Genomic DNA, 11,657 nt, shown 5'->3' with positions numbered 1-11,657 from the left:
GTGAGCGAGCTCATCGACACCACAGAGATGTACCTCAAGACCGTCTACGAGATGGAGGAGGACGGCGTTCTTCCCTTGCGAGCGCGCATTGTTGAGCGCCTCGACCACTCCGGGCCCACGGTCTCCCAGACGGTCGCCCGCATGGAGCGCGACGGCCTCATCCACGTCGCGGACGACCGCTCGCTCAAGCTCACCGAGGTCGGGCGCGCCCGCGCCACCGAGGTCATTCGCAAGCACAGGCTTGCCGAAAGACTGCTTCTGGACGTCATCGGCATGGACCGTCGCCTAATTCACGAAGAGGCGTGCCGCTGGGAGCACGTGATGAGCGAGCAGGTCGAGGAGCGGCTGGCGCAGATCCTCCAGGACACCGACACGGACCCGTTCGGCAACACCATCCCACCCTGTGCGGCGGTGCATCCCGCGCCCGGCGCAGGCGAGGTCAGCGCGACGCGCCTGAGCCGGACCGGAGAGCTCGCCGCGGTCGTGGCGCGCGTGGGCGAGCCCATTCAGGCCAACGCGGAGCTCATCGCCCGGGTCGAGGACGCCGGCATCCGGGTCGGCGAGACGGTTCGCCTGCGCACCTCCGCCGGCGGCGTGCGCGTGGTCGGCCCCACGCAGGAGCCGGTGGTGCTCTCTCACGACTTCGCGCGCCACCTCTTCCTGCGCAGGCAGTAGGGTAGCAGTAGGGAAGCGGCCTGGCGTCGCCACCCGTCGTCGGCCGCGGTGCCGCCACCCTGCGTCTGAGTACGTCCGGCCCAGGACCCGCCCTCCCGGTCCGCGGCCGCCGTCGACGGCCCTCATAAGTCACGAAAAGGTCACGATCGGGGCGGTCGGATCGGCGGTATGACAGCACACTCACCCTCGTGGGTGATCGCACAGCGGGTCGGCGTCCCGACGACTTCCCACAGGAGATAAAAATCCGCTAACGTTGCCGGTGCGGTCGGCGACGTCGACTGCGGAGAGGTGGACAGAGCCTAAGCCTGCCGATGTTCGCCTCCTCCTTCCCGACACACCATCGGCAGGCCCGGGGGAACCACTTCTCCGGTCCGCTCCGGCTCATGCGGCCGGCTCGGGCCTTGGGGTGAAGCCCGCGCAAGCGGGCCGGGCGTCTCCCGCCCGAACCCGACAGCTAACTCCGTAGGCTCTTTCAGGAGAAACCAGTGACTTCAAGCGTCAAGGCCCGTCACCGCAAGGCCGCCCCCCCGCTGACCCCACTGTCCGACGCCGGTCCTGTCGCGCGCCGAGGCCTCGCCGTCGCCGCGTCCTCAGGTCTGGCTCTGACGATCATCGCCTCCGGCGCCAACGCCGCCGGGGAGGGCACCGACGTCGGCGAGTCCGCCGGCGCGCTGACCAAGGCGGGCGTCGACACCCTTGCCAACGAGGCGCGCGAGGCCGTCAACACGAACGCGGCCATCACCACCTCGACGACCTCCAGGCTCGAGCCCACCGACCAGTACGCGGACGTCACCGCGGAGGCCCCCGCTGCCGAGCAGCCCGCCGCCGAGGAGGCCGCTCCCGCGCCGCAGCAGGAGGAGCAGCCCGCGACGCAGGCCCAGCCCGCCTCGGCTCCCGCCGAGCAGCAGGAGTCCGCGCCCTCTGCGCCCGCCCAGTCCTCCGCCGGCTCGATCGCCGCCCTGGCGATGCAGTATGTCGGCTCCCCTTATGTCTGGGGCGCCTCGGGCCCGAGCGCCTTCGACTGCTCCGGGCTGGTCTCCTACGTCTACGGCCAGTTCGGCGTCTCTCTTCCCCACTCCTCCGAGGGCATCCGCGCCGCCGGCACCGTCATCTCGGCCGCCGAGGCCCAGCCCGGCGACGTCATCTGGTGGTCCGGCCACGTGGCCATCTACGCCGGCGACGGCATGATGGTCTCCGCCGAGGACGAGAGCACCGGCGTCCGCTACCTTCCGGTTCGCGGCGGCGGCACCTTCCTGCGTATCTGACGCGTCGCCCTCGCTTCCGGAGCCGCCCCAGTCTCCCCAGGGCCGGGGCGGTTTTTCATCCTCTGGGAGGATGTGCCCGACGGGAAAGTGTGGACTCCCACATCCGTGCGCGTGATCATGCCGTGACACTTCGGTACTTCTCGGGTACCGTTACCCATGTCGCGAGGCCATCCCCGCGATCCTTGGCTCGAGGCTTTGTCCTGCCGCTCGAGCCGGGGCTCCTTTCCCGAACCACGGCAGGAACGGGGGAACCACGACTGGCCCGCGGGTGAACTGCGGGCCTATGGGGTGAAGCCTGCGGGAGCAGGCCGGGCTTCTCCAGTCCGAACCCGACAGCTCACCTCGGCAGCTCAATAAGGAGAAAGATGTCCACCACCAAGCCTCGCCCCAGGGCCCGTCACCGCAAGGATTCCCGTCCCGTCACGTCCGTCACCCCTGTGGCGCGTCGCAGCCTCGCCGCCGCCGCCTCCTCGGGGCTCGCACTGACGATGATCGCCTCCGGCGCGTCGGCCGCCAGTGGCACAGAGGCTGCCGACTCCGCCGGATCGCTGAAGGACACCGGTGTCGGCGCGCTCGCAGCCGGTGCGCGTGATGCGGTTCTGACCAACCCGGCCATCCAGATCTCCCCGAACGCCACTGCCAACAAGACCGACGCCGACGTGGCCGAGGAGGTCACCGCGGAGGCTCCCCCCGAGGAACCTGCTCCGCAGGCCGACACGGCCGCGAAGACGGACGACTCCGCGACGACGGCCACCAACGCCTCCGAGACCTCCGCCTCAACGGCTCCGGCGCCCGCCTCCAACGCTGGCGGCGCCGTGGCGATCGCCATGCAGTACGTCGGCCGCCCCTACGTCTCCGGTGCCGCCGGCCCGGACGCCTTCGACTGCTCGGGCCTGGTCCAGTACGTCTACGCGCAGATGGGCATCTCCCTGCCGCGCACCGCGCAGGCCCAGGGGTCGGCGGGCAGGCTCGTCTCCGCCGCCGAGGCCCAGCCCGGCGACATCGTCTACTTCGGCCACCACGTGGGCATCTACGCCGGGGACGGCAAGATGATCGACGCCGGGACCGAGGCCACCGGCGTCGTCTACCGCGACATCTACGAGACCCCGATCGGCTACGTGCGGGTCGCCTGAGGCCGCCCATACCGCCTGTCATCCGCAGCACGACGGCCGCCCCCTCCGGGGCGGCCGTCGTGCGCGTTCCGGGTGGAGGCGGCTTGTTGACGCAGTCCACACGCGGCGGTGGCTTTCAGTGGCTTTGAGCACACGGCATTGCGGGGCAGAATGATCCGTATCGGATTCCCGGCGCCCGGAGAAAGGGGCACAAGTCATGTCCGAAGACGGAGTCATCCTGGTCGGAGTCGATGGATCACCGGAGTCTCTCGGTGCGGTCGACTGGGCGGTGGCCAGAGCCGCGCGCAACGACTGGCGGGTGCATATTCTGTGTGCATACTCCCTGCCCTCCTTCACCACGGCCTCTCTCGACGGCGGGTACGCGGCTCTCGACGACACGGCCGTGCGCTCGGGCGCCCAGGCCGTCGTCGATGAAGCGGTCGCCCGGGTGCAGGGCAGGAACGTGGCGGTGACCAGCTCCCTGGAGACCGGCGACCCCGCCGGGGTGCTCGTCGACCTGTCCGGCGAGGCGGCGCTCGCCGTCGTCGGAACCCGGGGCGGCGGGGGCTTCGCCGACCGCCTGCTCGGCACCGTCTCCTCGGCGCTGCCGGCGCACGCCCACTGCCCCACGGTCGTGGTGCCCCGTCACACCGAGGGCGCCGAGTACACGCCCGTGCGCCGCATCGTGGTCGGTGTGGACGGCTCGGAGTCGGCCCGCAAGGCGCTTCGCTGGGCCGTGCACGAGGCCGAGGCCTGGGAGGCCGAGCTCACCGCCATTGCCGCCGTGCCCATGGCCTCCGGAGCCGGCGCCCTGGCGTGGCTGCCGGCTGCCGTCGACCGCGAGCAGGTTCTCGCCGACGTCCGCTCCGGCCTGGACCGGGCCGTGGCCGACGCGGTCGAGGGGCACCCCGCGGTGGTGGTGCGCCGCCACGCCCTGGACGGCAACGCGGCCGAGCTCATGGCGGAGTTCTCGACGGCGGTGGACCTGGTCGTCGTCGGCTCGCGCGGGCGCGGCGGGTTCTCCGGGCTGCTGCTGGGGTCGGTGAGCCAGGGCGTCCTGTCGCACGCCTCCTGCCCGGTCATGGTGGTGCCCGCCCGAACCAAGGGCGACGACGGCCCCGCCTCGCGCAACCCGGGCACTCCCTGGAAGCGCGCCTGACCACGGCGTGATCCGTTGCGCGGCGCCGGGTGTCTCAGCCCGGCGCAGCGTGCGGTAGGGTTGGGCTGTGCCCTCGTAGCTCAGGGGATAGAGCACCGCTCTCCTAAAGCGGGTGTCGCGCGTTCGAATCGCGCCGGGGGCACTGGCGGGAGGTCCGGGCGGGTCCGACGACGGTCGGGCCCGGCCCGGGCAGTCCCTTCCCCGCTCCTCGGCCGCCCCGCCTCCCGCCCCTTCGTCGAGATCGGTTCACTTCCGCGTCGAGATCGGTTCAGGCAGTACCTGAGCCGGGCCGGACGCACGTGGTCGTGAGCTCGCCACGTGCCCACGCGGAGGTCCGACCGGCCGAGGCCATGAGCCAGGACCGCCATCTCGTTTCATCGGGCGCGTCCGCCCCAAGAGGCCAGTTGACGCAGACGACCAGGACGCCTGCCGCTCTGGTGCCGACACATATGGCGAGGGCTGTGCCGGCGAAGGACAGGATAAGTCCGTTGCGAGCGAAGGTCCGGACTCCGGCGGTCCAGGCGATTGCGCTGGTGAGAGCGATCAGGGCGCTGTTGATAAGAAGGGCTGGGGCGAGCACTCTCAGCCTTCCGCGAGCGGAGACGGCTTCGCGCGCCCCCACGCTCGCCGCTGAGGCCATGATGGCGAGTGCGGGCAGGACGGGGACCGCGTTGATGACAACCGCGTAGACATTCAGCCGCCCGGGTACCGGGACGGGTTCCTGGGGAGGAAGAAGGCACAGCAGACCGACAGGGCACAGGCGAGCGCGACCTCGGGCACACGAAGATAGCGCAGCACCACTAACCAGCGCCGGTCGATAGGGCGATGCTAGCGCTTGTGCCGTGGCCGATAGCCTCCGATTCTGGCCCTGCGACAGGAGGCGTGTCCCCCGGCCCAATGAGCTCCGGTGGCGCTGGTCACCGCTTGCACTGCGCGAGCCGGCTGACCGCGGTGCGCAGCGTCTCGTCCTGCTGTTCAATACTCATGGAGGCCAGATCCACGTTTGTCACGAAATGCTTCGGAACGCCTTCGGCGCGCAGGACTCAACCAGTCAACCAGTCCCAGATGATCCGTGAAGGGTCCTCATCTCGGTTCCCGCTCCACGACGCGCATCTGTCGCGACCAAGCCAGTCGAGCAGAGAGCTCCTGATTCTCTGGTCGTCTGGGTCCGCAATGTCGTTCGACTCGATAACCAGAGAGTCGCCGCCGTCGTTACTCCTGAGTCACTCGATCGGGTGTCTCGACGCCGACGCTCTGAAGCGCGGCGAGGTACGGCTCCACATGCGTCCGAACGTCGGCCTTCGCCCCCTGGAAGGTCCGGCAATACCTGCACACAGGGGGACGAGAAAGATCGAGGAGAAGGAGAGGGTGCCCATGGCCCATAGCCACTCGTACTCCCACCCCCACTAGCGCCCGAAGGATTTGACGAGGACGACGGCGAGCAGGCCGGCGGCCCAGGTACAGGCGGACACCCCATTCCACACCTGGTTACCACCGTCTCTGTTCTGCACCCATTACGACCCATTACGACCCATTACGAGTGGCCTCCGCCGTGATTCTCGGAGAGAAGACCCGAGACGGAGGCCTCGATCCACGAGCCCGGGGCCGGAGGCTTCTCATCCGTGTCCTGTTCCGCGGGGTCTTCGAGCCCGGTCACGTCACCGCTCCATACCGTGCTCCCCTCCGATATGACGACGACGTTGTCGACCAGACGCTCGACATCCTCCGTGTGGTGCGTGGTCAGCAGGACTGCGGACTCCTGGGCCGGCTCTGCGATGACCTTGCGGAAGGAGGCCTGCTGGGCGAGGTCCAGGTCGCATAGTCGAGTGCCTCCCGCATCGTGTAGCGCCCGGCGACGTGAATCAGCCCGGAGGTCGCCGCCGTCAGTCCCATGATCGTGCGCAGCAGGGTGGACTTGCCGCTGCCGTTGGGGCCTACGAGGGCGGTGGTGCCGCCCGAGCACGACAGGTCGATGCCCCTGAGGGCCGGGTGACGCCTCAGACTCACGTGCAGGTCAACGGCAGTCAGTTCCGTGGCCCACATGCGAAGCGGACTCGCTGCCGTATCGGGTCAGTAATCAAAGGTGGGGTAGGCGTAGGAGGGGCAGGAGTCCGGCACGGGGAATCCCATCTGCGCGCAGACTTGAACGGCTCCGCGCGCCCTTGAGGACGCCGCCGAGAATCATCTTGCGTACGTCCGCACGGAACATCGAGAGGCCTCCTCTTTATGCGAGTGAGTTCCGCTGATCGTCTTATGCATATCTTATGCTGTCGAAGTGTGATGCATGAATCGGCCCGTAGGCCATTCGTGCGCCCCTTGACTGCCTGCAGGTCGGCGGCCATAGCCACAGCCCCGTCGGTGCCGGCCAAGGCCTTCCCGGCCGGCTCGTTGGCGAATGAACCGGACCGATCTCGACGCGGAACCGGACCGATCTCGACGCGGAACCGGACCGATCTCGGCGAGGGGGCTGTGCGCGGGGGCGCCTGCGGACATAGGGTTGAACCATCCGGCGGCTTCGACGAACGCGTCCGCTCTGCCGGTGGCCCAGACCGCATCCGACGAGACCCGCGCGACCCGCCCCGGTGCGTCTGCGCCCTTTGGCGCCCTCCTGCCGATATGTTGGGGATATGACGCCTTCACTCTTCTCATTCGGACGCAGCCGGCGCCGCACCAGCGGACCGACGGCTCAGCCCGAAGGCGTTGCGGCGTCCGCTCCTTCGCCACCCGCGCCTCGGAAGGAGCCCGAACCGCCCGCCGCGCCTCCTGCCCCGCCCGCGTCCCCGGAGCGCCGGGCGGTGGTGGAGAACGCCTTGACCGCCTGGCGTGACGAGCTCATCGACCTGGGGGGAGTCTCCAGCCTGGACAACATCGGGCTGCTCGACGCCGTCGTAGACCTCACGACCGCCCACCCCTCCGGGTTGGCGCAGCTGTACGCCGGACGCCCCACCCACCTGGGCAATCTCGTGCGCGAGAGCGAGGCCCTGGCGCAGGCCCGCCAGAGCCTGAAGGACGTCGCCGGGCACACGGACCGGCTGGCCCGGCAGTTCGGCGTCGCCCCCGTCTACCTCGCCATCGGCGTGGCGACCTGGACCGAGACCGTGCCGGCCGACGAGCCCGCGCCGCAGCTCGGCATCCCGTTCGCGTCGCGGTCCCGGGGCGGCCCCGCGGAGAGCGGCCCCAGGGCCGACGACGCGGCCGACTCGGCGGATAGCCCCGTCAGCCCGGCCGGGGCCACCAGTCCTGGGGCCTCCAGCCCGGCCGAGGTCTCCGGCCCGGCCGCCGCTGCGAGCCCCAGCGCCGCCTCCGCCGCCGCGAGTCCCACTACCGGAACCGCCGGCACCCCCGCTGCCGCGGCCGGCTCGACTGGAGCTACCGGCCCCGCATCCGCGAGCCCCGGAGCCGGCCCCGCCGGCGGCCGCATGATCGTGCGCAACGTCAACGCCCCCGTGCTGCTGCGCCCCGTGCGGCTGTCCAGCGCCACCGCCGAGGCCTCCCTCACCCTGGACCCCTCCATCGAGCTCAACCCCGTGCTCACCCGGGCCCTGCGGCGCTACGGCTCGACCACCGACGTCGAGGCCATCGCCCACGCAGCCCTGTCCGCCGAGGGCTTCACCCCGCGCGCCGCACTGGCCCGCCTCGGGGGCCTGGGCCGGGAGTACCTGCCCGGCTTCGAGATCCACGAGCGCCTCGTCGTGGGCGCCTTCGTCCACCCCGGCCAGGCGCTCATCGAGGACTTCGACGCCACCGTCGAGCGCGCCCGCACCTCCGCCCTCGTCTCCGCGCTCGCCGGGGACGACATCGCCCGCGACGCGCTCGACGTCGAGCTGCCCGCCCCCCGCGCCGAGGACCGCGTGCCCGAGGCTGAGCGCGGCGCAGGCGACCTCGACCCCGCCCAGCTCGACGCCGTCGAGGCCGTCGGCTCGGGCGCCTCGCTGCTCCTGGACGCCCCTCCCGGCTCCGACGTCGCCGCCACCCTGGCCGCCGTCGTCGCCGACGCCGCCGCCTCGGGCCGCACCGTGCTGCACGTGCCCGCCACCAGCGCCGACGGGCACGCCGTCGCCGATGCGCTGCGCGACCTGGGGCTCGGCGACATCGTGCTCGACCTGACCGAGGACGCCTCCTGGCGCCGCCACGCCGGCGAGGGCATCAAGGAGGCCCTCGGCTCAATGCCGCCCGAGCTCGACGTCGCCGCCATCGTCAGCATGCGCGAGCGCCTGACCGCGGTGCGCACCCGGCTGACCCGCTACGTCGAGGCCCTCCACGAGCCCCGCAAGCCCTGGGGAGTGTCCGCCTACGACGCCCTGCAGCGGCTCGCCGACCTCACCACCGGGCGCGTGCGTGCCCGCACCAAGGAGCGGGTCGCGCCGGGGCGCCTGGAGCGGCTCGACGACGACGGCCGCGCCCGCGCCGTCGAGCTCCTCACCCGCGCCAACATGCTGGGCGTCTTCTCCCCGCGCACGCGCGCCTCGGCCTGGAACGGCATCACCATCGCCGACATCGACGAGGCCACCGACGTGCTCGCCCAGCTGAGCAGGCTCGCCGACGGGCTCCTGCCCGCCGTCGTGCGTCACACCGAGGAGGTCGCCCTCGGCGCCGGGCTCACCCGCGCCGCCACCCTCGCCGACTGGTGCGAGCAGCTGGAGATGCTCGACGGCGTGCGCGAGTCCCTCGACGTCTTCACGCCCGAGGTCTTCGAGCGCTCGGCCGCCGACATGGTCATCGCCACGGCCACCAGGCGGTGGCGCGACGAGCGCGACATCGAGATGGGCGCCTCGACCCGTCGCCGCTTCATCCGGCAGGCCAAGGACCTGGTGCGTCCGGGGCGCGACGTGGACGACCTGCACGCCGAGCTGGTCAAGGTCCAGCAGCGCCGCGAGGTCTGGCGCCGTCACGACCCCGACGGCGGCTGGCCCACCTTGCCGCCCGGGCTGGACGAGATGGAGGCGGTCGCCACCCGGGCCCGCAAGGCCGTCGCTGAGGTCCAGCCCGTGCTCGGGCGCGCGCCGGACGCCCCGGACCTCATGGCCATGCCGCTGAAGGACCTCGAGGCCCGCGTGCGCGCCCTGGCCGACGACGACACCACCGCCCAGATCCTCCCCGAGCTCGGCCGTGTCGTGACCCAGCTCGACGAGCTGGGCCTGACGGCGCTGGCCCAGGACCTGTCCGACCGCGCCATTGACGCCGGCCAGATCGAGGACGAGCTCACCTACTGCTGGTGGTCCTCGCTGCTGGCGCAGATCCTGCGCGACGACCCGGCCCTGGGCGGGCTCGACGCGCACGCCCTCAACGACCTGGCCGACTCGCTGCGCGAGCTGGACACCGCCCAGGTGGCCTCCCTGGCGGCGCCCGTGGCTCACGCCTGCGCCCGCCGGGTGCGCACCGCCGTCGAGACCGACAAGGAGTCCGCGCGCGAGCTCTACCGCGCCCTGTCGCGCGACGACGGCGTGCCGCTGCGCGACATCATCGCCGCCCACCCAGTGGCCATGGTGGCCAAGCCGGTGTGGATCGTGCCGCCCACGCTCGTCCCCCAGGTGCTCAGGCCGGAGGCCGTGGTCGACCTGGCGATCCTGGACGCGAGCGCCCACATGCCGGTTGCCCAGGTGATGCCGGCCTTCGTGCGGGCCGAGCAGGTCCTGGTCGTGGGCGACCCGCGGCGGGCCACCACCGGCCTGGCGGCCGAGCTCGGGCCGCTGCTGCCCAGCGTCACCCTGCCCACCGGCCGCAACACCCTCGACCCGCGGATCGCCGCCTTCCTTGCGACCAACGGCTACGAGGGGGTCGTGGAGGCCGTGCCCTCCCCGCCGGGGACCTCCAGCCTGTCACTCGACCTCGTCGACGGGCGCGGCATGCCCGCCCCCGGGCAGATGGCTGTGGAGTCGGTGCAGGCCGAGGTCGAGCGCGTCGTCGACCTGGTCATCGACCACGCGCTGGGCCGCCCCGAGCGCTCGCTGGCGGTCGTGGCCCTCAACGCCCGACACGCCGAGGAGATCCGCAAGGCCGTCGCCGGCGCCGCGGCCGGCTCGGTGGCCCTGGAGAAGTTCTTCGCCTCCGGGATCGCCGAGCCCTTCGTCGTCGTGGACCTGTCCGAGGCGCGCTCGCTGCGCCGGGACCACGCGATCGTCTCGGTCGGCTACGCCAAGACGCCGCACGGCCGCACCATCCACAGCTTCGGCTCCGTCTCCCGGGCCGGGGGCATGGTGGGCCTGGTGGAGGCGCTGTGCGTCTCCCGGGGCCGTACCCAGGTCGTCTCCTGCCTGGGGCCCGACGACCTCGACCCCGAGCGGCTGCACGCCCCGGGGGCCCGGCTGCTGCGCGAGGTGCTCCTGCGCGCCTCGGGGACGGACGCCGTGGAGATCGAGGACGCCGCGGTGCCCGACCGGCTCCTGGTGGACCTCGCCGAGCACCTGTGGCGCAAGGGCCTGGAGGTGGTGCCCCGCTACGGCGTGCCCGGCGGGCCGCGCATCCCCCTGGCCATCGGCCACCCCGACTACCCCGGAGAGCTGTTCGTGGCGGTGGTCACCGACGATGACGCCTACGTCGCCGAGCCGAGCCTGCGGCGCCGCGACCGCCACTGGGTGGAGCGGCTCCAGCGGCGGGGCTGGCTCGTGCACACGGCATTCTCGGCCGGGGTCTTCGTCGACCCCGAGGCGGAGGCGCGCCGCGTCGAGGCGCTGGTGATGTCGGTCCTCACCGAGCGCTCCAGGAGCGAGCCGGTGCCCGGCGCGCCGAGGCTCCCGACGAACATGGAGGACCTGGAGGACACCGAGGAGATGGCCCCGCCGCCTCCCGCGGCGCCCCCGCCCGCGGTGGTGCCCTCGCCCGCGCACGCGGCGTCGTCGCCGGCCAGGGCGGCGTCCCCGCGCGGGGCGGCGTCCCCGCCCAGAGCGGTCCGTGGGACGAGGGCGATCGGCCGGGCGGCGAGCCCGGGCCCGAAGGCCGCCGGCTCGCAGGCCGGGCGGGCCCAGCGGCCCCCGATCGCCGAGGGCCTGCCGCTGCAGGCCTACTCCGACGACCAGCTCGACGACATGATCGCGTGGATACGCTCCGACGGCGTCCAGCGCGACGAGCGGTCCGAGGTCGAGGAGCTCCGGGCCGCGCTCGCCCTGACGCGCCACGGCGCGGGCATCAGCGCGGTGCTCTCCAACGCCGTGCGGCGGACGCGGTGAGCGGCAGGCGGCGCGTCGTCGCGCTCTCGCCGCAGGACCGGGCGCGGGTCGCGCGCGGCGAGAGCCCGGAGGCGGACGCCGAGACCGAGCGCCGTCAGAGCCTCGACGCCCTGGCCGATGCGCGCGCCCGCGAGGGCGGGGTGAGCGGGCGCCGCGACGGCGAGGAGAGCGCCAATGACGCCCAGCTCCTGCGCGACGTCCCACCGCACTGGGGGTGAGCCGAGCCTTCGCCGAGATCGGTCGTATTCCGGCTCGAGACCGGTTCACTTCCGCGCCGAGA

7 protein-coding genes, 1 tRNA gene and 2 riboswitches are annotated in these 11,657 nt (G+C 72.3%); of the genes, 7 read left to right on the top strand and 1 reads right to left on the bottom strand.

Translation table 11 applies throughout. The annotated features are described in order from the left end of the window. The 5 genes from O145_RS03960 to O145_RS03940 all read left to right on the top strand — a co-directional run bounded on the left by O145_RS03960 (position 1) and on the right by O145_RS03940 (position 4,353). Positions 1 to 675, top strand: coding sequence for a metal-dependent transcriptional regulator (locus O145_RS03960; RefSeq protein ID WP_043559989.1), 675 nt, complete (start codon positions 1 to 3; stop codon positions 673 to 675). Between the two features lie 296 nt (positions 676 to 971). Next, a riboswitch (cyclic di-AMP (ydaO/yuaA leader) is annotated at positions 972 to 1,159 on the top strand. A 1-nt stretch (position 1,160) separates the two neighbouring features. After that, positions 1,161 to 1,940 (top strand): C40 family peptidase, encoded by a 780-nt coding sequence (locus tag O145_RS03955; protein ID WP_043559987.1) that lies wholly within the window; start codon positions 1,161 to 1,163, stop codon positions 1,938 to 1,940. Positions 1,941 to 2,150: 210 nt separating this feature from the next. Further along, a riboswitch (cyclic di-AMP (ydaO/yuaA leader) is annotated at positions 2,151 to 2,306 on the top strand. Beyond that, on the top strand, positions 2,306 to 3,073 hold the full coding sequence (locus tag O145_RS03950) for a C40 family peptidase (protein ID WP_043559985.1): 768 nt from the start codon (positions 2,306 to 2,308) through the stop codon (positions 3,071 to 3,073). It overlaps the preceding riboswitch by 1 nt. A gap of 196 nt (positions 3,074 to 3,269) precedes the next feature. After that, positions 3,270 to 4,211 (top strand): universal stress protein, encoded by a 942-nt coding sequence (locus O145_RS03945; RefSeq protein WP_043559983.1) that lies wholly within the window; start codon positions 3,270 to 3,272, stop codon positions 4,209 to 4,211. Between the two features lie 69 nt (positions 4,212 to 4,280). Then, positions 4,281 to 4,353, top strand: a tRNA-Arg gene (locus tag O145_RS03940). A gap of 1,598 nt (positions 4,354 to 5,951) precedes the next feature. Here O145_RS03940 and O145_RS19525 read toward each other — a convergent pair. Beyond that, positions 5,952 to 6,218 carry an ATP-binding cassette domain-containing protein gene (locus O145_RS19525; RefSeq protein WP_267489911.1) on the bottom strand — a complete coding sequence of 89 codons (267 nt, stop codon included), beginning with the start codon at positions 6,216 to 6,218 and terminating at the stop codon, positions 5,952 to 5,954. A gap of 620 nt (positions 6,219 to 6,838) precedes the next feature. Between O145_RS19525 and O145_RS03925 the strand changes: the two genes are divergently transcribed. Next, positions 6,839 to 11,377 (top strand): DNA helicase, encoded by a 4,539-nt coding sequence (locus O145_RS03925; RefSeq protein ID WP_043559978.1) that lies wholly within the window; start codon positions 6,839 to 6,841, stop codon positions 11,375 to 11,377. Then, positions 11,374 to 11,595, top strand: a complete 222-nt coding sequence (locus O145_RS03920) for a hypothetical protein (RefSeq protein ID WP_043559975.1) — start codon at positions 11,374 to 11,376, stop codon at positions 11,593 to 11,595. The genes O145_RS03925 and O145_RS03920 overlap by 4 nt, the downstream gene beginning before the upstream one ends. Positions 11,596 to 11,657: the final 62 nt, after the last annotated feature.

It is taken from the genome of Actinomyces israelii DSM 43320 (assembly GCF_000711965.1).
Lineage (GTDB): Bacteria > Actinomycetota > Actinomycetes > Actinomycetales > Actinomycetaceae > Actinomyces > Actinomyces israelii.
This window is presented reverse-complemented; position numbering and strand designations above follow the sequence as displayed.

Bases quoted from the DNA above. Each gene is read 5' to 3' on its own strand.
- O145_RS03950 (WP_043559985.1), top strand. From the start codon at position 2,306: ATGTCCACCACCAAGCCTCGCCCCAGGGCCCGTCACCGCAAGGATTCC.
- O145_RS03945 (WP_043559983.1), top strand. From the start codon at position 3,270: ATGTCCGAAGACGGAGTCATCCTGGTCGGAGTCGATGGATCACCGGAG.
- O145_RS03925 (WP_043559978.1), top strand. From the start codon at position 6,839: ATGACGCCTTCACTCTTCTCATTCGGACGCAGCCGGCGCCGCACCAGC.